Source organism: Bacillota bacterium, from assembly GCA_013177945.1.
In the GTDB taxonomy this organism is placed as follows: Bacteria; Bacillota; DSM-12270; order Thermacetogeniales; family Thermacetogeniaceae; genus Ch130.
This window is the reverse complement of record JABLXW010000004.1, coordinates 23,338-45,681: the sequence shown is the minus strand read 5'-3', so window position 1 is coordinate 45,681 and position 22,344 is coordinate 23,338. Positions and strand designations below refer to the sequence as shown.

General features: G+C 57.9%; 26 protein-coding genes and 3 tRNA genes. 26 read left to right on the top strand and 3 right to left on the bottom strand.

Going from position 1 to position 22,344, the window contains the following annotated elements:
* The 4 genes from HPY58_03590 to spoIID all read left to right on the top strand — a co-directional run bounded on the left by HPY58_03590 (position 1) and on the right by spoIID (position 3,920).
* On the top strand, positions 1-438 hold the full coding sequence (locus HPY58_03590) for a F0F1 ATP synthase subunit epsilon (GenBank protein ID NPV28734.1): 438 nt from the start codon (positions 1-3) through the stop codon (positions 436-438).
* Positions 439-558: 120 nt separating this feature from the next.
* Entirely contained in the window at positions 559-1,323 is a 765-nt protein-coding gene (locus tag HPY58_03585; protein ID NPV28733.1) for a hypothetical protein, read from the top strand.
* A 132-nt stretch (positions 1,324-1,455) separates the two neighbouring features.
* Entirely contained in the window at positions 1,456-2,718 is a 1,263-nt protein-coding gene (gene murA, locus HPY58_03580) for a UDP-N-acetylglucosamine 1-carboxyvinyltransferase (protein ID NPV28732.1), read from the top strand.
* A 134-nt stretch (positions 2,719-2,852) separates the two neighbouring features.
* Positions 2,853-3,920, top strand: a complete 1,068-nt coding sequence (gene spoIID / locus HPY58_03575; protein NPV28731.1) for a stage II sporulation protein D — start codon at positions 2,853-2,855, stop codon at positions 3,918-3,920.
* A gap of 13 nt (positions 3,921-3,933) precedes the next feature.
* On the opposite strand, the gene HPY58_03570 is transcribed toward spoIID, so the two are convergent.
* The 3 genes from HPY58_03570 to HPY58_03560 form a co-directional block, all read right to left on the bottom strand.
* Positions 3,934-4,929: a P1 family peptidase gene (locus HPY58_03570; GenBank protein NPV28730.1), complete on the bottom strand. Its 996-nt coding sequence runs from the start codon at positions 4,927-4,929 to the stop codon at positions 3,934-3,936.
* A 145-nt stretch (positions 4,930-5,074) separates the two neighbouring features.
* A complete protein-coding gene (locus HPY58_03565; GenBank protein ID NPV28729.1) occupies positions 5,075-5,374 on the bottom strand; it encodes a spore coat protein in 300 nt (99 codons plus the stop codon).
* A 66-nt stretch (positions 5,375-5,440) separates the two neighbouring features.
* Positions 5,441-5,641, bottom strand: a complete 201-nt coding sequence (locus HPY58_03560) for a ferritin-like domain-containing protein (protein NPV28728.1) — start codon at positions 5,639-5,641, stop codon at positions 5,441-5,443.
* A 156-nt stretch (positions 5,642-5,797) separates the two neighbouring features.
* Between HPY58_03560 and spoIIID the strand changes: the two genes are divergently transcribed.
* From spoIIID to tilS, 22 genes are all read left to right on the top strand, one after another.
* Positions 5,798-6,046, top strand: coding sequence for a sporulation transcriptional regulator SpoIIID (gene spoIIID, locus HPY58_03555; protein NPV28727.1), 249 nt, complete (start codon positions 5,798-5,800; stop codon positions 6,044-6,046).
* A gap of 150 nt (positions 6,047-6,196) precedes the next feature.
* Complete coding sequence (locus HPY58_03550) at positions 6,197-7,219, top strand: rod shape-determining protein (protein ID NPV28726.1); 1,023 nt, start codon at positions 6,197-6,199, stop codon at positions 7,217-7,219.
* Between the two features lie 164 nt (positions 7,220-7,383).
* A complete protein-coding gene (locus HPY58_03545) occupies positions 7,384-8,190 on the top strand; it encodes a flagellar hook-basal body complex protein (protein NPV28725.1) in 807 nt (268 codons plus the stop codon).
* A gap of 223 nt (positions 8,191-8,413) precedes the next feature.
* On the top strand, positions 8,414-9,211 hold the full coding sequence (flgG, locus tag HPY58_03540) for a flagellar basal-body rod protein FlgG (protein ID NPV28724.1): 798 nt from the start codon (positions 8,414-8,416) through the stop codon (positions 9,209-9,211).
* 62 nt (positions 9,212-9,273) lie between these two features.
* Positions 9,274-9,600 carry a hypothetical protein gene (locus HPY58_03535; GenBank protein NPV28723.1) on the top strand — a complete coding sequence of 109 codons (327 nt, stop codon included), beginning with the start codon at positions 9,274-9,276 and terminating at the stop codon, positions 9,598-9,600.
* Between the two features lie 169 nt (positions 9,601-9,769).
* The gene (yabP, locus tag HPY58_03530) at positions 9,770-10,048 is read left to right on the top strand and encodes a sporulation protein YabP (GenBank protein ID NPV28722.1); all 279 of its coding nucleotides are present in this window, start codon (positions 9,770-9,772) and stop codon (positions 10,046-10,048) included.
* Positions 10,045-10,578 (top strand): hypothetical protein, encoded by a 534-nt coding sequence (locus HPY58_03525; protein ID NPV28721.1) that lies wholly within the window; start codon positions 10,045-10,047, stop codon positions 10,576-10,578. The genes yabP and HPY58_03525 overlap by 4 nt, the downstream gene beginning before the upstream one ends.
* A gap of 106 nt (positions 10,579-10,684) precedes the next feature.
* On the top strand, positions 10,685-10,921 hold the full coding sequence (locus tag HPY58_03520; GenBank protein ID NPV28720.1) for a sigma-70 region 4 domain-containing protein: 237 nt from the start codon (positions 10,685-10,687) through the stop codon (positions 10,919-10,921).
* A complete protein-coding gene (locus HPY58_03515) occupies positions 10,918-11,277 on the top strand; it encodes a hypothetical protein (GenBank protein NPV28719.1) in 360 nt (119 codons plus the stop codon). Before HPY58_03520 ends, HPY58_03515 begins: the two co-directional genes overlap by 4 nt.
* Before the next feature lie 21 nt (positions 11,278-11,298).
* Complete coding sequence (locus HPY58_03510) at positions 11,299-12,219, top strand: Ppx/GppA family phosphatase (GenBank protein ID NPV28718.1); 921 nt, start codon at positions 11,299-11,301, stop codon at positions 12,217-12,219.
* 5 nt (positions 12,220-12,224) lie between these two features.
* Positions 12,225-12,668 carry a DMT family transporter gene (locus HPY58_03505; protein ID NPV28717.1) on the top strand — a complete coding sequence of 148 codons (444 nt, stop codon included), beginning with the start codon at positions 12,225-12,227 and terminating at the stop codon, positions 12,666-12,668.
* Positions 12,669-13,298: 630 nt separating this feature from the next.
* Complete coding sequence (locus HPY58_03500) at positions 13,299-15,200, top strand: hypothetical protein (GenBank protein ID NPV28716.1); 1,902 nt, start codon at positions 13,299-13,301, stop codon at positions 15,198-15,200.
* Positions 15,201-15,213: 13 nt separating this feature from the next.
* Positions 15,214-15,981 (top strand): oxidoreductase, encoded by a 768-nt coding sequence (locus tag HPY58_03495; GenBank protein NPV28715.1) that lies wholly within the window; start codon positions 15,214-15,216, stop codon positions 15,979-15,981.
* Positions 15,978-17,291: a Ni/Fe hydrogenase subunit alpha gene (locus HPY58_03490; GenBank protein NPV28714.1), complete on the top strand. Its 1,314-nt coding sequence runs from the start codon at positions 15,978-15,980 to the stop codon at positions 17,289-17,291. Before HPY58_03495 ends, HPY58_03490 begins: the two co-directional genes overlap by 4 nt.
* Positions 17,291-17,755, top strand: coding sequence for a hydrogenase maturation protease (locus tag HPY58_03485; GenBank protein NPV28713.1), 465 nt, complete (start codon positions 17,291-17,293; stop codon positions 17,753-17,755). The genes HPY58_03490 and HPY58_03485 overlap by 1 nt, the downstream gene beginning before the upstream one ends.
* 76 nt (positions 17,756-17,831) lie before the next feature.
* The gene (gene hypA, locus HPY58_03480) at positions 17,832-18,173 is read left to right on the top strand and encodes a hydrogenase maturation nickel metallochaperone HypA (GenBank protein ID NPV28712.1); all 342 of its coding nucleotides are present in this window, start codon (positions 17,832-17,834) and stop codon (positions 18,171-18,173) included.
* A 3-nt stretch (positions 18,174-18,176) separates the two neighbouring features.
* Complete coding sequence (gene hypB, locus HPY58_03475) at positions 18,177-18,842, top strand: hydrogenase nickel incorporation protein HypB (GenBank protein ID NPV28711.1); 666 nt, start codon at positions 18,177-18,179, stop codon at positions 18,840-18,842.
* 65 nt (positions 18,843-18,907) lie between these two features.
* A tRNA-Met gene (locus HPY58_03470) sits at positions 18,908-18,983 on the top strand.
* Between the two features lie 11 nt (positions 18,984-18,994).
* Positions 18,995-19,071: transfer RNA gene (locus HPY58_03465), tRNA-Met, on the top strand.
* A 16-nt stretch (positions 19,072-19,087) separates the two neighbouring features.
* Positions 19,088-19,163: transfer RNA gene (locus HPY58_03460), tRNA-Glu, on the top strand.
* A gap of 168 nt (positions 19,164-19,331) precedes the next feature.
* Positions 19,332-20,930 carry a SpoIIE family protein phosphatase gene (locus tag HPY58_03455; protein ID NPV28710.1) on the top strand — a complete coding sequence of 533 codons (1,599 nt, stop codon included), beginning with the start codon at positions 19,332-19,334 and terminating at the stop codon, positions 20,928-20,930.
* A gap of 4 nt (positions 20,931-20,934) precedes the next feature.
* A complete protein-coding gene (gene tilS / locus HPY58_03450) occupies positions 20,935-22,335 on the top strand; it encodes a tRNA lysidine(34) synthetase TilS (GenBank protein ID NPV28709.1) in 1,401 nt (466 codons plus the stop codon).
* Positions 22,336-22,344 lie beyond the last annotated feature (9 nt).

Here is a 22,344-nt window from a genome sequence, read left to right as displayed (position 1 = left end):
GTGGCAGAACGGGCGAAGAAGGGAAAAACCTTTAAACTGGAGATCATCACCCCCGAGCGCCTTGTTGTGGAAGAAGAGGTAGAGGCTGTCGTGATTCCGGCAGCCCAGGGTTTCCTGGGGATTTTGCGGAACCACGCCCCTTTTCTTGGAGGCCTGGAAATCGGTGTGATCAAATACCGCCGCGAGGGAAAATTCCACTGGGTTGCCTGCAGCACGGGGGTCTTTGAAGTAAAGGAAAACACCCTGCGGATTCTTGCCGACACCGCCGAGCGGGGAGAGGATATCAATGTGCTCCGGGCGCAGCAGGCGCGGGACAGGGCGCTCAGGCGCCTGCGCGAGAAAGAGACGGATTTAGACTACGTCCGCGCCGAACTGGCGCTCCGGCGCGCCCTGGCACGCTTGAAGGCCGCCGCATACGAGGCGAAGGATCCACTGTAATTACTGTAGTTTCTTCCCCTTTGAGAACCTGGTTTACGCCAGGTTTTTTTATTTTGGGAATAAAGCCCGAGGGGGTGGGCAAAAATATTAGGAAGAAAATGGCATCAGGGGGGAGGGCAGTTGAAGCAGGGAGCGGCGCAAAAGGGATTGCTTTTTGTTGTGATCCTGGGTGTTTTGTTGACCTTTTTCCTGCCGGGGGAAGGCCGGGGGAGCAGGGAAAAACCCTGTCTTCCTGAGCTTGCCGCTCTGCTGGAGCGGAAAGGGGTCGAAATTGACGGTTTCGATCTGGAAGGCTGGGCTGTGGCCAGGAAAAGGGGCGAAGCGGAGGAGATCTGGAAAGAGCTGAATCTCCCGGGTGCTCTGGGGATCTCGGGGGGGAGCCTCAGTCCGGTGCATACTCTGCAGGGTGAGGGGATGCGCTTTCGGGCGCGTCTTGCTGGGGGCGCCGATGTTTGCATTACCCTGCAGAAGCTGAGCAAGGCCGGCCCGCATGATCTGGTTTATGTAATGCTGAAGGCGCACGTGCCGCCTGGCGGGCAGGGTTCCCTGCTCTGGGAGAAAAGGTTCAGAAGGGCCCTTGCCTCTCTCGGTCTTGGGAGCGAGCACGGGCTGTACCTTACCGTGAAGGGGAGGCTCCCCTGCAGGCTTGAGCCTGGAGCCCGGCTGGTGTGGGGAGAAGGGGTGCTTCGCGATCTGGGGGGGAGCGTTACCGGTTCCCTGGAGACCGAAAAGTACCTGAGCCTCGTGGGCTATACCCCGTTTTTTTCGGATGCGGTGCGGGCTGGCAGGAAAAAGGTAAACATCAATGTTGCGCTTGCCTCTCCTCCCGGTTCTGGTGCGACCTTTGTTTATCTGGGAACTCCATTAATATCCAGTGAGTATTAGGGAGCTTCGGGCAGGATTCCTGCCTGAAACGGCGAATTACTCAAATTATGATGAAATTTTGGGTTCAGGAGGTGGATCCTGCTTTAAATCGGGATTTTTGCAGTTTACGAAGCAGGAGAAATTTTGGAGGATATGCTCTTGATCGAAGGTGGCACCAGTCTGGCCGGAGATGTAGAGATCAGCGGCTCTAAAAACGCCAGTTTGCCGATTCTTGCTGCCTCTCTCCTCACCCCGGAGCGGTGTGTAATTTGTGGGGTGCCGCGTTTGACCGATACCAGGATTATGATCCAGATGCTGGAGGAGCTTGGGGCCCAGGTGTCGATGCAAGGGTGCCAGGTTGCGGTTCAGGCCCGGGAGCTGCAGGTTACAGATGGGCTTCACCAGCACGCAAGAAAAATGCGGGCCTCTTTTTTGCTGATGGGGCCCCTGCTCGCCCGGTGCGGGAGGGCGCGTTTGACCCTCCCGGGGGGGTGCGCCATCGGAAAGCGCCCTGTTGATTTGCACCTGAAGGGGCTGGCCGCTTTAGGAGCGGAAATTACAGTTGAAAAAGGGTATGTCACGGCAACCGCCGAACGCCTGACGGGAAATGAGATTTGCCTTGAGTTTCCCAGCGTTGGCGCCACAGAAAACATCATGATGGCTGCTGCCTGCGCCCGGGGTACCACGACCCTGCTCAATGCCGCCGCGGAGCCGGAGATTGAGGACCTGGCGCGCTTCTTGAATAAAATGGGGGCAAAGGTTGCGGGGGCGGGAACGCGGGTGGTACGAATTGAGGGAAAACCCTCTTTGCAGGGGGCAGTCCACACGGTGATTCCCGACCGCATTGAGGCAGGAACCTACATGGTTGCGGCAGCGGCAACAGGGGGGCAGGTGCGCCTTCTCAAAGCAAACCCGGCGCACCTCCGCTCCGTCATTCAGAAGCTCCGGAAAGCCGGGGCGGCGGTAGAAGTGGGGGATGGCGAGCTCTTTGTGGCCGCTCCCCCCAAGCTTACCGCCTTGCGGATCCGGACCTCTCCGTACCCCGGTTTTCCCACGGACCTGCAGCCGCAGTTTGCCGCCCTCCTGACGACGGCGGCCGGCACCAGCAGGATTGTGGAAACTGTTTTTGAGGAGCGCTTTCTCTATGCAAAAGAGCTGCGCCGGATGGGGGCCTTAATTGAAGTTTCCGGTGCGACAGCCCTGATCCGGGGGGTCAAGTGCCTCCACCCGGCGCGGGTGGAGGTGCCGGACCTCCGGGCGGGGGCGGCGCTGGTGATCGCCGCCCTGAAAACATGGGGGAAAACCGAGATCAGCTGTGTTCACCACCTGGACCGGGGCTACGAAGATTTTGAGGAGAAGCTGCGGCGCCTGGGAGCCCGCATCCGGCGGCTCACGGAGCAGGCCGCCAGCCTCTAACGAACCGCTTGCTCCCGCTTTTGGCTGGACGGTCCAGTAATCTTCCTCCCTTGCGATCCCGTGCGGGCATTGCCGGCCTTCGGCGGCACTCCGGAGGCCTGTGCGCGAGCCGCACTTTTTTATTCCGGTCTAACATGCCATCTTTTTTCATAAATAGGGTAACAGGGAAATGTCCGCCTTCGGGGAGGTTTTGTTTTATTTTGGGTTGCAGGCGCTTGGGCTTTGCCGTCCTTATGCTCGCCTTGATTTTGGTTGGGCTTCCCGCACTGCTGGCGCGGGGTTGCAGCCGGGAAAAGCTCCCGTCAGGCACCGGGCCACGGGGGCCTGAGATCCGGCTGCAAATCGAGCCGGACCTGGTGGTTTCCCTCCCGCTTGAGGAATACCTCATTGGTGTTGTTGCTGCAGAAATGCCGGCCTCTTTTCACCCGGAAGCCTTGAAGGCTCAGGCTGTTGCTGCGCGAACCTACGCCCTGCACCGCCTCACCTCCGGGAGCCGTGATGAAAAACACCCCGGCGCCCACCTCTGCGCGGATCCCGGCCACTGCCAGGCCTGGATTCCCCGCGCCGAAATGCGCAGGAGGTGGGGCCTGGTGCGCTTTCACTTTTACTACGGGCGGATCGCGGATGCGGTCAGGGCCACAACCGGGGAGGTGCTGGTTTATCAGGATCGGTTGATCGACCCGGTTTACCATGCAAGCTGCGGCGGGAAGGGGACGGAAGACGCGGTTGAAGTCTGGGGCCGCGAGGTCCCTTATTTGAAAGGAGTTCCCTGCACCTGGGACCCCCCCCACCGGATGCAGCCGGTTCTTGCGAGCTTATCTCTTCAGGATTTTTTTGCCCGCCTGGGGTTGAACGAAAGCGCCGTTCCTGCGGGGCAGGGTTTGGGGGGGCCGGTCCAGGTTCTGGAACGGACCCGGAGCGGCCGGGTCAAGAAGGTAAGGGTGGGGACCCGGGTCTTCAGAGGGGTTGATTTCAGGGAAAGTTTGGGATTGCGGTCAACCGATTTCACCGTCAGGGCGACCGGAAACCAGGTAATTTTTTCCACGCGCGGGTATGGCCACGCCGTAGGCCTGTGCCAGTACGGTGCTCAGGGCCTTGCCCTGCAGGGGCGGACATACCGGCAGATTCTGACCTACTACTACCGGGGCGTCCAGCTGAAAGTTTCTGACCGCAATTCTGCTTCCGGCAAAGGCCGGCGGTAAGTCAGCGGTGTTTTTATTTTTTGGAGCCCCGGTTTTTGAGGTCGCAGGCTGCCGGAATCCCGCCCAGGGACCAGGCCTCCCGCACCGCCCGGATGATGGCATGAGCCATGCACTCCGCAGCCAGGATCCCCACCTGGTCCGGGTTTGCCTGCACCTCACCCCGCGCCAGGACAAAAACGGCGTCACCGTCGTATCCGGTGTGGGCCGGGCTGATGGTGCGCGCCAGTCCCAGGTGGCTGAGGGCGGCGACCCGGTTGACCTGCTCCTTGTTGAGCGCAGCATTTGTTGCTACAACGCCCAGGACCGTGCTCGTTCCGGGAAAGATCCGGCCCACCTCTCCCTTTGCCATTAACTGCTTCGTGTTCAGGAAGACGCCGCGCTCCGGGTGGCGCAGTCCTGCGTAAATTTCTCCCGTAACGGGGTGTACGACATCTCCCAGGGCGTTGACGACTGCAACCGCTCCCACGATTAAGTCTCCCTGCCGCTGGGACCAGGACCCCAGACCCCCTTTCGTGGCAAAGGAGGGCCCCAGGAGATTGCCCACCGTAGCGCCGGTTCCCGCTCCGATGCATCCTTCGGAGATTTTTCCCCTGGCCGCGGCGAGACAGGCGGCGTATCCCATTTCCCGGTCGGGGCGGACATCTTTCCTGCCGATGTGCAGGTCGAAAATGATTGCTGCCGGGACAATGGGGACCCGGGCGATCCCCGTATCGTACCCGCAACCCCTCTCCTCCAGGTACCGGACGACGCCGCAGGCAGCGTCGAGGCCAAAAGCGCTGCCCCCTGCAAGAACAATGCCGTGCACCAATTCCACCCGGCACCCCGGGCGCAGCAAATCTGTTTCTCTGGTGCCCGGGGCAGCACCCCTCACCGCGACACCCCCTGTTCCCCCTTCGGGGCAGAGCACCACGGTGCAGCCTGTCAGTGCTTCATAATCCGAGGCATGGCCGAGGAGTATCCCGGGCACATCGGTGATGTTTCGAAACAGTCCGCCGGAGCTTTCCGGCATCAAACCACCTCCCGGCGCGGTGTTTTCTTACTCTTTCTCGCAATTTCTTTTAAGTCCTCCTGTTGGAGCATCAAGCCCATTAAAAAATCAAGGGGAGCTTAACTCCCCTTGATTTTGATTGAGGACACTTAAAACGACGTTCCTGTTAAATAAAACGACCGGCGGCACCGCCGCCCTGCGCGCCCATTTGTTGCTGGGCTTTTGACCTCGCCTCGGAGATCATCTTGGGATCGGCAGCAGCAGGCTTGTACCAGCCCTTCTGATTCATAAAGTTAAAAACCTTCTGGGCGCCGTCTTGCTCCTGCCGGTGAATTTCCATGAAATCTTTCCGGAGGTCAGAGTTGGCCGACTCGTAGATGGCGGTGTTGTAGTTGCCCATCAGGAACTTCTGGCTTGATAAGAGATCCTCTGCACAGATCTGGTCGCTTATTCTATGCTCAGGCATTTTTATCCTCCTTTCTGGTGGTTGAAGTGCTGCTTTGGCCTGCACCGCTCCTTTTTTCCTGCCGTCTTAGAGCGTTGCCGCCTCGTTCAGGTGTCTCATCAGGGTGTCCAGGTGGCGCTGGTGCATATCGCGCAGGTTCTGACACAGACTCTTGATTTCTGGATCAGTTGCCTGATTGGCATAAAAACCGAATTTCTGAATCATGAGTTGCTCCTGGCGCAGGCTGTCTTCAATTAAACCTAGCTCTTTCGAAGTAAGTTTGGCCAACATCCTCACCTCCTTTTGGAGCTTTTCAACTGTAGTATGCACGCATCGATTTCAGATTATGCAAAATTAACTCGTCTTCTCCGGCCTGTCCCGTTAGTCTTTTTCCCTTCCCGGTTCATATAAATGTACTAAACTCGGAACCAGGGGAGGATCAGAATGCAAGAGTACATCCGCCGCCGGGTCCTGGAGGTAAGCCACTACATCCTGGAATCAGCAGCTACTGTGCGCCAGACTGCCCAGGTTTTCGGTGTCAGCAAGAGCACAATTCATAAAGATGTGACAGAACGGCTTCCCAAGATCAACCCCCAGCTGGCGCTTCAGGTGAGAAATATTCTGGAGCTCAACAAGGCCGAGCGCCACATCAGGGGGGGAGAGGCGACCCGCAAAAAGTACCGGGGCGACTGAAGGTTTGAAAAGGCGGAAGTTGATAAAGAAAATTTTGAAGATAATGACAGGATTTCGGAAAAAAATGTCGAAGAAAACGGAGAACCTTGTTTTCTCTTTCGAAATGAGAAGGACAGGCACTGTTATTTGAGGAAAGGACTGGGCGGAAGGATGTTCTGGGTGGATGATATCGGGGTTGATCTGGGCACGGCAAGTGTACTCGTTTACGTGAAAGGAAAGGGAATCGTTTTAAATGAGCCTTCGGTTGTGGCGATCGATAAAAATACAGGAAAGATGATCGCGGTCGGTGAAGAGGCCCGCCAGATGCTGGGCCGTACGCCCGGAAACATCGTGGCCATGAGGCCGCTCCGGGACGGCGTCATCGCCGACTACGATGTTACGGAGCGGATGCTGCGGTACTTCATTCAAAAAGCGGTGGGGCGTCGCCTTTTTTTCCGCCCCCGCGTGATGGTCTGCATCCCCTCCGGAGTCACGAGCGTGGAGGAGCGGGCCGTAAGGCAGGCGGCGCTTCAGGCCGGGGCGCGCCAGGCTTACCTGATTGAGGAGCCGTTGGCCGCCGCGCTCGGGGCAGGGATTACCATTTCCGAGGCGAGCGGAAACATGGTTGTGGATGTCGGGGGCGGGACGACCGATGTCGCGGTTCTCTCCCTGGGAGGAATTGTTTGCAGCAAATCCCTCCGGGTCGGGGGGGACAAGTTTGATGAGGCGATAATCAGGTACATCCGCAAAGAGTACAACCTGATGATCGGAGAGCGCACCGCCGAAGAGTTTAAGATTCAAATCGGGACTGCTTACCCCCGGGCGAAGGAGCCGGGCGAAGGAATGGAAATCCGGGGCCGCGACCTTGTTTCGGGGCTTCCGAAGACGATCCGGGTAACGGCGGAGGAGAGCTACCTGGCCCTCCAGGAGCCGGTTGAGCAGGTGGTGAGCGCGGTGAAGGAAGTGCTGGAGCGGACGCCTCCGGAACTGGCTGCCGATATCATTAACAAGGGGATCGTTCTCACCGGGGGCGGAAGCCTGCTCCATGGCCTGGACCGCCTGCTCAGCGAAGAGACCGGCCTCCCGGTGCATGTTGCCCGGGATCCCATTTCCTGCGTGGCCCTGGGCACGGGGAAGGCTCTGGGAATGCTGCACATTCTGCAAAACACGCGCAACTCACGGAGGGTAGTGTAAGTGCAGGCCTGAAGGAGCAGCATAAAGGCGGCGGACCGGGTTGCCGCCTTTTTTCTCTTTCGGCTTGGGACTTTTGAAGGAATTTTTTGTTTGCTTTTGCAGGATTTCGTTGAAAAAGGTAGTATTTAGTATCCAGGGAAACTGGCAGTCAAGGGGGTGAGAAAATGGTGCGGGGGCTTTACACTGCAGCAGCAGGGATGATGGCAAAACAGGTTCAGTCCGACGTGATCTCCCATAATCTGGCCAATGCCGGCACGCCGGGGTACCGCCGGGACGAGGTGGCCCTCAGATCCTTTCCTCAGATGCTCCTTGTCCGCTGCCGGGACCGGGTTCGGGGCGAGCTCGGTGCAGGGTTGCAGGCTCCCCCCCGGATTGGGACCCTGGGAACGGGATCTGTCGTAGACGCGGTGGCCACATCTTACCGCCCCGGAATCTGGCAGGAGACGGGAAATCCGCTGGACCTCGCCCTGCGGGGAAATGTCTACTTTGCGGTCCGGGACGCCGGAGGGCAGACTTTTTATACCAGGAACGGGAGTTTTGTGCTTGACGGGACCGGCCGCCTTGTTACAACGGCAAACCTTGCGGTCCTGGGGGAGCGCAACGGGCAGCTGGAGGAAATCTATGTTTCGGACGGAAAGCTTGAGGTGGGCCCAGATGGTTCTTTGCGCGGGGCGGTTAATGCGGCCGGGCAGGAGATCCCCAGGCTGGCGCTGGTTGCGGGGCCGCCCGGGGGCGCAGGGGCAGGCTGGAGAAAGGTCGGCAACTCTCTTTTCCAGGGGGAGCCCCAGCCCGTTGCGGGAGTGGATTACGAGGTAAAGCAGGGGTTTCGGGAAGGCTCCAACGTGAATCCTGTGGAAGAGATGGCCAGCCTGATTGCCGTGATGCGTGCCTATGAAGCGAACCAGAAGGTGGTGCAGGCAATTGACAGCACCCTGGAAAAGGTGGTGAATGAAGTCGGACGCGTGAGATAGGGAGAGGCTGCTTTTTTGGCCCAGCCAGATGAGAGTTCGGGGCGGACTGCTTGACAGGAGCCCCCTCCGGCACCGACCGACCGAGGTGCCCGGGTCGTCTTTTCCTCAAGCCTTTCTTTCCCGAAGGTTCGCCACGAGAAACCTGATGGACGAATTACCTTTCCGGGAAGAGAAATCAGGGGAGAAACTGTTTGAAGAGGTTTTTAGAGGGGGTTGGAGCTTTATGCTGAGGGCGCTTTATACTGCTGCTTCCGGGATGACCGCGCAGCAGTTTAACATCGACACTATTTCCCACAATCTGGCAAATGTCAACACCACTGCTTTTAAGCGTGTCAGGCCTGAATTTCAGGATCTTTTGTATTTAACGATCAGGAGGCCCGTGGCCGTTGAAGGGGGGGCCGCCGGCGCTCCCACAGGCATTGATGTGGGGCTTGGGGTGAGAGCTGCAGGCTCCCACACGATCTTCCAGCAGGGGAGCCTCCAGCCGACCGGAAATCCGCTGGATCTGGCCCTGTCAGGCCCGGGGTTTTTTGTTGTTAAAGGTCCTGGAGATGAAGAATTGTACACCCGTGATGGAAGCTTTAAGCTTGATGGAGAAGGCCGCCTTGTTACCACCGATGGCTATCTTGTTCAGGGTGAGGACGGCGACATCGAAATTCCACCAGAGGCTAAAGAAATAAGTGTATCCGCAGACGGAACAATTACTTACTTGTCTTCAGAGGATTCTAAACCGCAGGAGGTGGATAAACTGTTAATTGTTCAGTTTATAAACCCCGCGGGGCTGGAAAAGTTGGGTCGCAATATTTATAGGGCAACTGCAGCTTCCGGAGAACCTCAAGAGGTGGGTGAAAACGGTTCCCAGAATGTTACGGTGGAGCAGGGCTTCCTGGAGTCGTCAAATGTCCAGGTGGTTGAGGAGATGGTGAGCCTGATCACCGCCCAGCGCGCCTACGAGCTAAACTCGAAGGCGGTTCAGGCGGCGGATGAGATGCTGCAGATCGCTAACAACCTGCGCCGCTAGCTTCTCCCGCGCCGGTTGTTGGGAGTTCGGGCGTTGCGTGCCCTGTGAGGGGTGGGAAATAAATGGCGGTCGGTGCGTTGCACCCTCCAGATTTGCCGCGAAGCGCTGAAGGGAGCGCGGAAGTGCGGCATGGTGCCGGGGAGAAACCGGAAGACGAAAGGCTGAAAAAAGCCTGTCAGGAGCTTGAGGGCATCTTCTGGCATTACCTTTTAAGGGCGATGCGGAAGACAATCCCGCGTGGAGGCTTGCTGGAAAAAAGCTCTGAAAGGGCGATCTACGAAGATCTGCTGGATGAGCAGTACGCCCTGCTCCTGGCCAGACGGGGTTTTTCCGGGATCGGGAAGATTCTTTACGAACAGCTGCGCCGGCCCGGAGGAAAGGAAAGCTAAAGGCTTCCAGATTTCCTGGAATTCAGAACCGGATTGATTCCGGTTCTCTTTTATTTTTGCGTTCCGCTCCTGACGGCTGGAAAGTTATATTCAGGGGTTTAGAGGCATAATATGGAAGGTAAAGGGGCCGGCTTTTGCTTTAAAACAAAGGGGAGAGGAGGGGCGGGAGATGCCGGGAACGAACCAGGAAGTCACCATAACGAACCGGGAAAGGCTGGAAGCGACGGGGGTCCTGCAGGTTGTGAGCTTCGATGCAGGGGAGATTGTCCTCGAAACCCAAATCGGGCTGCTTATCCTGCGGGGGGAAGGGATGCACATCACCCACCTGGATTTGACCGCCGGGGAGCTGATGGTTCAGGGGCTGATCACCTCGCTTGAATACAGCGAGCACCGGGGGAAGAAGCTGAAGGCAAAAGGGAAAAATATTTTAGAGCGCCTCCTCAAATGAACGAAACGGTGGCCCGGGACTTTCTCGTTCTTTTTTTGAATCTGGGTGCCGGGATTGGAATCGGGCTCCTTTTTGATTGCTACCGGGTCCTCCGGTCGGTCCTGCGCCCGGGCTGGTTTTGCACCCAGGTGGCGGATTTTTTCTTCTGGGTCCTCTGCGCCGCCCTGGTCTTCGGGATTCTTTTTTTAGCAACCGGCGGGGAGGTGCGCTTTTACACGCTCCTCATTATTCCGGCAGGCCTGGGAGCTTACCTGAAATATCTCAGCCCCCGGGTCAGGGTGGTTCTTTTTCATTTTTTCCTTCGGTGCGGCAGGCTCCTCCGTTTCTGCCTCCGGGTGCTTGGCCTGGCCCTTCATCTCCTTTTCCTGCCGGCCCGGTTTACCCTCCAGCTGGCGCTCGGTTTCATCAGGCTGTGCTGGCTGCCGGAGCTCTTTTTCCTGCGCCTGGTTCGCCGGAAGATTAAGGAGGCGGTGCGGGCTCTGAAGTTTCGCAGGCCGCCTGCCCCCCCTCCCGAACCCCCCGCCTTGTAATTTTCCAGCCGCCCAAGGAGGATTTTTTATTTTTAAAGAGAATAATTTTGTACAAAATTTATCCACAATATATCCACAAAATGTGGATAAACAGGCGGGGTAGCATGTGCATCTTGAGATTCGCGGCGCCGAAAGGCTCAGCTTTCGGGAAAAGCAGGCGGTTGTTCTCAAAGAATTGGGGTACAGCAATGAGGCAATTGCAAAGCAGATGGGCATCAACGCCACGACGGTTGCCACCCTTCTGAACCGGGCGCGCAGCAAGGGTTATGAGGTTGTGATCATCATTCCTACATCCCTGGGTCTTTTCCGGGAAGAGGATGAAGCGGAGGAAGAAACCACATGAGGCGGCGCAGGAAAAAACTGGATCACAAAGGCCGGAGGTTGCTCTGGAAGCGGCGGTTCTTCTTTTTAATCATGACGGGGTTTCTCTGCGCCCTTTTCCTGCTTCCCCTGCAGCTTAAAATCTGGGGCCTGGAGAGGGAGCTGCTCCGGCTCCGCCGGGAAGAGCAGGCGCTTCTGCAAAAACAGCGGGAGATTCGAGAGAAGCTTGAGTTTTACAGGAGCGACGCCTACATCGAGGAGGCGGCGCGCCGGCATCTCGGGCTGGTGAAGCCGGGCGAGGTCCTGGTTGTTCCTGCAGTTCCCGGGAGGGTCCAGCCCCGCCCCAAAAATTACGGGCAGAACCCTTACGGCGACTGATTCATTAAGGAGCGGTTTTCGGTGCAGGCTGCAGGAAAAGAAAGGTTTGCGGCAATTGATATCGGCACCAACTCCACCCGTTTGCTCATTGCAGAGGTTGAAGGGGGGCGGGTTATCCCCAGGTTTTTTGCTTTGCGGATGACCCGCGTCGGGGAGGGTGTGGCAAGGGGGGAGGGGTTGCGGCCCGAGCCTGTTGCCCGGACCCTGCGCGCCCTTCAGGAGTTCGGGGCCCTGGCCCGCCGGTACGGGGTTTCCTGCATGCGGGTGGTGGCAACCAGCGCCGTGCGGGAGGCCCCCAACGCACCCGGGTTCTTAAAACAGGTCAGAGAGGAAGCGGGATTTGAGGTGGATGTCATCAGCGGGGAAGAAGAGGCTTATCTCAGCTACCTGGGCGCTTGCCGCGCCCTGCCCGGGGTTGCAGAGGGGGTGGTGGTGGACATCGGCGGGGGAAGCACGGAGTTCACTTTCCCGGCACGGCCCGGGGCGCCTGCCTCTGGTTTGCGCTGTGTCAGCGTTCCCCTGGGCGCGGTCAGGCTTACCGAGCGGCCGGCTTTGCTCTCCGAACTCCTTGCCCCGATGAAGGCCGTTTTGGACGAGATCGCGCTCCGGCGGGAGCGAAACCTCATCGGAGTGGGAGGGACGATTACAACCCTTGCAGCCGTGGACCAGGCGCTGGCGACCTACGACCCGGACCGGGTGCACGGCTACCGTCTCACCAGAGATGCGGTAGAGAGAATATTGTTTCACCTCGCGGCGAAGAATAAAGACGAAAGAAAAAACGTGCCCGGCCTCCAGCCGGAGCGGGCTGATATCATTGTGGCCGGGACTACCATTTTATGGGCTATTTTAGGTTATCTCCAGATTCCGGAAATCACCGTCAGCGAAGCTGATCTCCTGCACGGGATCATTCTGGAATTAAGCCAGCCGCGGAAGGGGTCATAGTCTCCGTGTCTCTCGCGCTGCTTCCCCTGTTCTTTGCCCTCATCGCAGGGATCACGATGGCCCTTCAGGGGTCTTTAAATTCCGCCCTGAGCAAGGTCGTCGGCCTTCTGGAGGCCACCTTTATCGTTCACGTTACGGGAACACTGACCCTGATCATTTTACTCTTTCTTTTCCAGCTGGGCAGGGGAGACCTGGGCCGCTGGGCGCAGGCCCCCTGGTACACTTACCTGGGGGGACTGCTAGGAGTCCTGATCATTTACGCCGTTGTAGCCAGCATCCCCAAGCTGGGTGTGGCTGTTGCCACAACCCTGATCATCGTCGGCCAGGTTTCTACTGCTCTTGTGATCGACCACTTCGGCCTCTTTGGCCTGAAGGCGGTTCCCTTTACCTGGTGGAAGGTTCTCGGCCTTGCCCTCCTTGCGACAGGTGCGAAGCTGATGCTGAACTAGATCTCATAGGGCTTAAAGGCACCCTTCCTTACTCATCAATCCGCAGCAAAAGCACCTTCCTTCCCAGTCCCATATATCCCATCACCACCCTCCCGGGTGCAGGCAATCCCAAGGCGGGAAATCATTTTTGCCTCCTCCCCCAACCATCCGGCTTATTTTGTACTTTTTACTGCATAAACGAGGATTTCCAGAAAAAATGTCGAATCAAATTTGAGGTAGATCGATAAATTTTCAGGAGGATTTTACCCCTGCATGTAGAATAAATCTAAGGCAGTCTTTGTTCAGCTCAGGTTCCTTTACCGCACGTTTTTCCCACCGGACGGACAATACATTGCAGCCCCTTTTTTGTGCCCTGCGTTGTTTCATGCTGCCCAGACTCAGGTGAAGGGGAATTGTTTGGAGAACTGGCAGTAGGAGGTGAGAGGGGGGGATTCCAGAAGTAGTGCTCTTTAATTCCCGCCGGGGAATCTCCTTAGAAAATTTGCTTTAAGGGAGAGGAGAGGGGCGGGCTACCGCAGGGACTGCGGGAAGTTACGCCTGCGGGAGAGGTTTCCTCGATGAAGCAGGAAGCTCCTTCTTTGCGAGGAGGAGTAGTTCACATCTAATTTTTGTGGGAGGTGTATTTTGCCAGTGGAAGCATTTGTGCTCCCGAAAGCAGAGTTGGGCGGCTTTGTGGCAAAGCTAAAGGCTGATTACGAAGTCTTCGGCCCCGTTGCAAAGGACACGGAGTTTGTCTTTGGCCCTATTGCTGCTGCGGAAGATTTGCGCCTTGATTACGACACCACAATCCTGCCCCCGAAGAAGTATTTCCACCGGCCGGTTGAGACCCTTTTTAAATTTGACGGGGCGGTGGAGATTGCGGGAGAGGGCGAAAAAGTAGGGAAACAGGTTCTCTTTGGGGTTCATCCCTGCGATGTTAACGCTCTGCTCAGCCTGGATAAGGTTTTTCTGGGGACATATCCCGATCCCTATTACAAGGCCCGCCGCGAAAACACCGTGATCATCGGCTTGAACTGTGTGGCGCCCTGCGAAAACGGCTTCTGCTCTTCCTTCAATACGGGGCCGGCAATGGATGCCGGGTTTGATCTTGCCCTGACGGATATAGGCGACAGGTACGTTGTCGAAGTGGGAAGCGCAGCAGGAAAAGAACTGGCTGCAGGTCTGGCGGCCGCCTCCGCGGACGACCTGATTGCCAGGAATAAGGCGTTGCGGGCCTGCCAGCAGAAGATCACGCGGCGGATCGATGCTGAAAACCTGGGCGAACTCCTCCATCAGAACGTTGAGCATCCCAAGTGGGAAGAACTTAAAGAGGAATGTCTTGCCTGCGGCACCTGCACCACTGTTTGCCCCACCTGCTTCTGCTTCGGGGTTAAGGACTACGTCGACCTCACGCTCAAATCCGGGGAGCGCCCGAGGACCTGGGACTCCTGCATGTTCTACGAGTTCTCCCGGGTTGCGCTTGACCACATCTTTCGTCCCGACCGGGCGGCGCGGATCAAGCAGCGGATTTTCCACAAATTAGCCTACTTCAGCCAGCAGTTTGAAGGATCACCCGGCTGCGTGGGATGTGGGCGCTGCGTTTCCACCTGCATCAAGTCCATCGATCCGGTTGAAATTGTTGCTGCGATCCAGGCCAATCCCAACCCGCCCAAGGAAGTAAAACTCTTCACCCCCGTGATCAAGAAGATCACCCCCGAGAAGAGCCCCTGGGAGCCGCAGAAAGCGGTCATCAAGGCGATCAAGCCGCAGACGAAGGACACTACCACCTACACCTTCGCCTTTGTGGATGCCAAGGTTCAGGAGGCCTACACCTACGATCCCGGCGTCTTCAATATGATCAGCATCTTCGGAATCGGAGAGGCTCCGATCTCCATCAGCTCCTGCGCGGATGTGAAGGATTCCTTTGATCATACAATCCGTGCGGTGGGCAACGTCACCAATGCCCTTGCCAAGCTCCAGGTCGGGGACATTGTCGGGATCCGGGGACCCTACGGTGTGGGCTGGCCTGTCGAGGAAATGAAAGGCAAGAACGTGCTCCTGGTTGCCGGAGGGATCGGTCTTGCCCCCTTGCGCCCTGTAATCAAGTACATCCAGGCGCGCCGCGACCAGTACGGTGATTTTGAAATCCTTTACGGCGCCCGCACTCCCAATGACATGCTCTTCACCGATGAGTTTGAGGAGTGGCGGAAGATCCCGAACACGCGGCTTTATCTCACGGTGGACTACGTCCCGCCGGGAGTTGAGTGGGGCCACAACATCGGTGTCGTGACCACCCTGTTCGACAAGATGGCCTCCAGACCCGAAAACACCATCATGATCACCTGCGGTCCCGAGATCATGATGAAGTTTGTGGTGCGGGGGCTCCTGGCGCGGGGCTTCAGTCCGGAGCAGATTTACGTCTCCCTCGAGCGCCGCATGAGCTGCGGAATTAAGAAGTGCGGCAACTGCCAGATCGGTCCGGTCTTTGTCTGCCAGGATGGCCCCGTGTTTAAGTACGCGGATATCAAAGACCTCCCCGAAGAGATCTTTTAAGGAGGTGTGCCAGGTGGCAAAACCAAGGATTGCAGTTTTCAAGTTCAGTTCCTGTGCAGGATGCCAGCTTGAGCTTCTCAACATTGAGGACCACCTGCTGGATGTCTTGGGGGCTGTGGACATTGCTTACTTTGTCATGGCCAAGCGGGAGAACCACGAGGGGCCGTACGACATCGGGTTTGTGGAAGGCGCCGTTACTTCCCCCAAAGAACTGCTGGAATTGAAGAAAATCCGCGAAGAATGCAAGGTTCTCGTAGCGATGGGAGCTTGTGCCTGCACAGGTGGACTCCCCTCCATCAAGAACTTTGCCGGCACCCAGCGGCAGGCGGAAGAAAGAGTCTATACTGAACTCTGGGACATCAAGTCGATCCCGGCCTACGGCATTGACTATTATGTCAAAGTTGACGCATACCTGAGGGGCTGCCCGATCGATATTGGGGAAATGGTGGAGCTGATCAAGAGCGCCCTGCTGGGTGTCAACCCGCACTTCAGGCCCCACAGCGTCTGCAATGAGTGCAAGCTGAAGGAGAATGTATGCCTCCTCGTAAACAAAGGAAAGCCGTGCATGGGTTCCGTTACCGCTGCTGGGTGCGGCGCCCTTTGCCCCAGCTTGAACAGGCCGTGTGAGGGCTGCCGGGGGCCGGCAAATGATGCCAACGCGGCATCTCTCGCGCAGACGTTCCTCACGGAACTCGGTCTTACGCGTGACGACGTGAGGCGGAAGTTCCTGAAGTACGCGGGGAACACGCCGGAGTTTAGAAAAGGAGCTGAGGCTGTATGAGCGACCGGAGAATTTTTGTTGATTACATTGCCCGGACAGAAGGAGACGGGGCGATCGACATCATCATCGGCCCGAACGGAGAATTAAAGAAGGCCCGCTGGGAGGTCTGGGAGCCGCCCAGATTCTTTGAAGCCTTCCTCGTAGGCCGGAAAGCCGAAGAGGTTCCCGAGATCGTCCAGCGGATCTGCGGCATTTGCCCGCATGCGCACCACCTTGCGGCAGTGCGTGCTGTGGAGCGGGCGATGGGTGTCAAGGTCAGCGAGCAGACTGTTTTGCTCCGGGAGCTGCTGCACTACGGCGACTGGATTCAGAGCCACGCCCTCCACGTTTACTGCCTGGCGGTGCCTGACTTTTTGGGCTACGAAAGCGTCATCGCCATGGCGGGGAACTCTGAACTTCTTCCCATCGTGGGCAAGGCGCTGCAGTTGAAGCGCCTCGGCAATGACATCAGTTGCATTGTTGGCGGGCGCGAGGTGCACCCGGTTGCCTCGACGGTAGGCGGTTTTACCGCGGTTCCTGAAGGCTCCGAACTCCGGAAGCTGAAAGAGCGCCTGAAGGCTGCCAAGGAGTTTGCGTTCGAAACGGTGAAGCTTGCCGCCAAGCTCGCCTCCCAGCCGCCGTACCCGGATCTGGTGCGGAAGTGCGAGCACGTTTCGCTGCACGATGACAAGAGGTACGCGATTAACGACGGGCGCCTTGTCTCCACCGAGGGGCTCAACGTCCCCGACTGGGAGTACCCCGTCTGGATCATCGAGAAGCACGTCCCCAGCTGCAACTGCAAGCATGCCATCATCAAGGGCCGCGACTCCTTCATGGTCGGTCCGCTCCCGCGGGTCAACAACAACTTCGAACAGCTTTCTGCCGACGCCAAGGCTGCGGCGAAGGAAGTCGGCTTTACGGCTCCTTGCTTCAACCCGTTCATGAGCATTGTGGCACGCGGGATCGAACTTGTGCACTCCATTGACGCCTCCATTGAGCTGATCGATGAACTCGGCGATCCCAAGTACGAGGAGCCGAAGTTCGAATACAAGGCCGGCGAGTCCTACGCCGTCACGGAGGCGGCGCGCGGGATCTGCTGCCACGGCGGGCGGATTGACAAGGACGGGGTTGTCCAGAAGTGGGACATCGTGGCGCCGACGGCCCGGAACGTCTACAACCTGGAAAAAGACTTTGAAGAATTTGTGCCCAAGCTGCTCCACCTTTCCGACGAAGAACTGACTCTCAAGTGCGAGATCATGGTGCGCAACTACGACCCGTGCCAGTCCTGCGCCACCCACTCCATCAAGGTCAGGATCCGCCGGGAGGAGTAATGCAGCACCGGATCCTTGTGATCGGCTGCGGCAATCAATACGCGTCAGACGACGCCGTGGGCCTGCACGTGGTCCGGAGCTTAAAAGAGCGCCAGCTTCCAAACGGAGTAAAAGTGATTGAGGCCGGTTGCCCCGGCCTCAATCTCCTTGATCTCTGGGAGGGAGCAGACCGGGTGATCATCGTAGATGCGGTCAGGAGCGGGGCGCCGCCGGGCACCGTCCACTGCTTCGATTCCTCTCTTCTCCCCCCGCGGGAAGTGATGCCCCTCTCTTCCCACGGGATCAATGTAATTGATGCCGTGGAGATGGGGAGGCTGCTGGAAAAAATCCCCGCCCAGCTTGTGATCGTAGGGGTGGAAATTCTTTCAGAAGAGCCGTTTCAGGAGGGGCTTTCCCCCCAGGTTGCGGCTGCAGTGCCGCGCGCCCGGGACCGCGTCCTGGCTGAAATCGCGCGCCTGCTTTAGCAGGGGTTGCGCGCCCGGACGGTTTCGCTTAAAATGGTGGTGGCGCACGCAAGAGATCTTGAAGGCGGGGAACCAGATGCACGAACTTTCTTTGATGGAAAATGTGGTTGCTACCCTGCGCGCCAGTGCCGCAGAAAACAGGATTAAAAAGATTACGCGAATCCAGCTGGTTGTGGGGAAGCTGACGATGGCCGTCCCTGAGGCTCTGCAGTTTGCCTTTGAAGTCTTTAAGGAGGAGGATCTTTTCAAAAGCGCGGTCCTGGAAATTAAAGAGGAGCCTGTAAGAGGAGAGTGCAAAGAATGTCAGCATGCCTTTGAAATTAAAGATTATGAATTTTTGTGCCCTTCCTGCTCCAGCCCCCAGGTGAAGCTGGTGGGGGGAAGGGAGCTCTACATCGACTTTTACGAAGGAGACTGAGCGATGGTTAAGGTGAGGCTGGCTGCCCCGGTTCTGCAGCAGAACGAAGAGGTTGCCCGCGAGAACCGGACTTTTTTTCAAAAGCATGGAATTTTTGTTTTGAATCTCATGAGTTCCCCCGGCTCCGGAAAAACCAGCACCCTCGAGCGCACCATTGAGCATCTGGCAGGGAGCCTGAAGCTGGGGGTGATCGAGGGGGACATTTATACAACGCGGGATGCGGAGCGGATCGAAGCGTACGGCGTTCCCGTTGTTCAGATCAACACCGCCGGGGCCTGTCACCTGGATGCCCGCATGATCAGGCCCGCCCTGGAGGATTTTGATTTCGGGGGACTCGACCTGCTGATCATCGAAAACGTCGGAAATCTCGTCTGCCCGGCGGAGTTCGATCTCGGCGAGGACGCCCGCGCCGTGGTTTTGAGCGTTGCCGAAGGCAACGACAAGCCGCTGAAGTACCCTTTAATTTTCAGGCAGGCGCAGGTTGTCCTGATCAACAAGATCGACCTCTTGCCTTACACCGACTGCGACCTTTCCCTTTTGGAAAAGGACATCAGGGCAATCAATCCGGATCTCGAGATTTTCCGGATTTCCGCCCGGGAAAACACGGGATTTTCTCCCTGGCTCTCCTGGCTTAAGGAACAGGTAAAAATCAAAAAGCAAAAAGCGTGAAAGGCGCGGGAGATACCTCTTGACAGTTCCTTTATTTTCGGGCATAATTTATGTGTGTCAGCCGGTGCGGGGTGGAGCAGTGGTCAGCTCGTCGGGCTCATAACCCGAAGGTCGCTGGTTCGAATCCAGCCCCCGCTACCAAAACTTCTTATGGCGGCGTAGCTCAGCTGGTCAGAGCATGCGGTTCATACCCGCAGTGTCGGGGGTTCGAATCCCTCCGCCGCTACCATTAAACGGAGATCAGGGGCCCGTTGGTCAAGTGGTCTAAGACACCGGCCTTTCAAGCCGGTAACAGGGGTTCGAATCCCCTACGGGTCACCAGAAAAATAGCCCCCACCTGAAGAAAGAGTGGGGGTTTTTTCTTTTAATTTGTCGGTAATTTGTCGGCAGTTTTCTCGCCCCTTCATCCATAAAATTCCTTGTTTCTGCGTTTCTGTATATTATAATAGTCAGGACGAAACCCAAACCTTTGTCGGGAGATCGGGAAGAATGAAGGCCGGAAGCCTGCGCGCGCTTTTCAAGCAGTTCGGGAAAAGCTCCATCTTGCAGTACTGCCTGCAATTCGTTCTGGGTTTAGCTGCCGGCCGCTTTCTCCTGGGCGGCCTCGCCCCCTTTGCCTCCTCCTTTGCGGTTGCTTCCGCTGTGGCCTCTGAACAAACCCCCTGGCCTGTTTTGGGAGGGGTGCTGCTCGGCATCATCATGCAGGGCGGGTCGGAGGCCCCGGTTCCCCCCCTGGCGGGTGTTTTTGCGGTCGCGGGAGGAGTCCTGCTGGCGCGCCGGGTAAGAGGTTTTTCCGGCGAGGGTTTTCTGCCTCCCGCGGCGGCTGCCGGGGGAGTCAACCTCCTTGTCAAGGGCTGTTTTTTTCTTTACCCGGGGCTCAAGCACGGGGCTTTTTTGGGAATCTTGTGTGAGTCCCTCCTGGCCGGGCTCCTGACCATTCCTTTTGCCTGCATTCTAAAAGGGGTCAGGGGCCGTCCCCGGGAGTTCAAGGCGCTCCTGGGGCTGATTTTAATTTTATGCGGCCTGGGAGATCTCCCGCTTGGCCCGACGATGCTCAGGGAGGTTGGAGCGCGGGGAATTCTGCTGGTGGTGGCGCTGGGTTGGGGGGCGGGCTGGGGAGCAGGCGCCGGTGTATTGCTGGGGTTGTTTCTGGGGGGCGACCTTTTTTTGGTCCTTCCAAGAGCGGGATTCTACGCGGGAACCGGTTTTTTTTCGGGGCTGCTCCAGGGTTTCGGCCGCTGCGGCGTCCTGTTGGGATTCTTTGTGGCGAACCTCCTTTTTTCCTTTGTGTGCGGGAGCCCGGAGCAACTCTCCGGGCACCTTACGGCCGGCCTCCTTGCGGCCCTGGTTTTTTACCTTGGCTCTCCTTTCCTGCTCCCCTGGCTTGGGAAGGGAAGGAGGGAGAGCGATCCCGCTGCGCCCCTCCAGGCAGAAATTGGTTTTTCCCAGCGCTCTAAACCCGCCGAGCCCCTGTGCGGCGACAGCCTTGCCGTTGCCCGGCTGGCGCCTCACCGCCTCCTGCTCACCGTAAGCGACGGAATGGGAACGGGGATCAACGCCGCGCGGGAAAGCAGGATTGTGGTGAAAATGCTCGAACAATTGCTGGGGAACGGAGTCGATCCGGAAACCGCTGCAGGGATCGTCAACACCGCCCTCTTCCTGCGGGGCGGTGAAGAAAGCGCGGCAACGATTGATCTGGCTCTGGTCGAGCTTGAAGCCGGAACTCTGGATTTTTTGAAGGCGGGGGCACCTCCCAGCTTCCTGAAAAGAGGGGAGCACGTTGAGGTGATCAGGTCTCCCTGCTGGCCCGCCGGGATCCTCGAACAGGTTGAGGTCCAGCTCTTGAGGAGAAAGATTTCCTCCGGGGATCTCCTGGTGATGGCAACAGATGGCGTTACGGAGGCGGATCAGGAAGGCATCATGCCGGGGGAATGGCTTTATACTTATCTTAAGGAGTTGAAGCTTGACGATCCCCAGGCGGTTGCCGACCTGGTTTTAAAGCGCGCCCTCAGGGCCGGAGGGCCGGAGCACCGGGATGACATGACAGTGCTTGTGGCGCGCTTTTTTAGAGAATCGGAACTGGAGTGAAAAGATGCTTCAGGCAAGGGTGCGAGATTTTATCGAACGGAAGCGGCTGCTTCAGCAGGGAATGACAGTGGTTGTCGGGGTGTCAGGAGGAGCGGACTCCCTGGCCCTGCTCCATATCTTGAAAGAACTGGCTCCTGATTATTCCCTTAAACTGCATGTCGCCCACCTGAACCACCTGCTGCGCCCTGGCGCCCGGGTGGAGGCCGCCTTTGTGCAGAGGATCGCCCACAGCTGGGGAATTCCCGTTACCACAGGCTACTGCCGGGTGGCGCGTTTCGCCTCCCTCCGGAAGCTGGGGATCGAAGAGGCAGCGCGCCAGGCGCGTTACCGGTTCCTTTTTCACGTGGCGCGCCAGGCAGGTGCCCAGCGGATCGCGGTCGGCCACCATGCGGATGATCAGGTTGAGACGGTTGTCTTCAACATTCTGCGCGGCACGGGGCCTGCCGGTTTGGCCGGAATCCCGGCCCGGCGCGGGATGATCATCCGCCCCCTCCTGGAGGCAACAAGGGAGGAGATTGAGGCCTATTGCCGGGAGCAGGGCCTCACCTGGTGCACCGATCCCTCCAACCTGGAAACTTTTTACCTCCGGAACAAGATCCGGCACGAACTTTTGCCTTATTTGCGGCGGGAATTCAACCCCGGCATCAACCGGGCGGTCTTGAGGCTGGCAGGCATTATGGAGGAGGAGAACCGCTTTCTGGAAAAGATTAGCGCGGGTTTGCTGAAGAGTCTGGCGCGTTGTGAATCCGGAAAGGTGGAGCTTCCCCTCCCGGTCTTTCTCCATCTTCCCCTTGCCCTCCGGCGCCGGCTGCTCCGTGCGGCATTCCGGGCTGCGGGCGGGGATTTGCGCGGCCTCGGCTTCCAGCACCTCGAGGATTCCCTTGCCTTTCTCGCGAATGGGCCCACGGGGGGAGAAATCCACCTGCCACACGGGGTCAGGCTCCGGAAAAGCTACCGCTTTTTTGCGATGGAGCGGGCTGCCGGAGCAGTTTCCGGATTGAAAGATGTTTTTCAGAAGCTGGAGATACCCGGAAGAACGGATATTCCCTCCCTGGGCCTGACCTTTCACGCAGAAGTCCGGGCAGGCGGTTATGCTTTCATGCCGCACGGGAGGTACCAGGCTTGCTTCGATTATGATAAAATAAAATTGCCCCTGTATGTACGGACGCGGCGGCCCGGCGACCGGATTCGGCTTCTGGGCCTGGGAGGAACGAAAAAGATCAAAAAGCTGTTGAGCGACCTGAAAATTCCCCGGCCCGAGCGGGAACGCGTCCCCCTTGTGGCCTCCAACGGCCTGGTTTACTGGGTGGTGGGTTACAGGATAAGCGAGGAGGCCAGAGTAACGCCTCAGACCAGGCGTGTTCTCGTCTTACGAGTTCTCAAAGAAATTGAAGAAAGCTGCTGAATTGTGTTA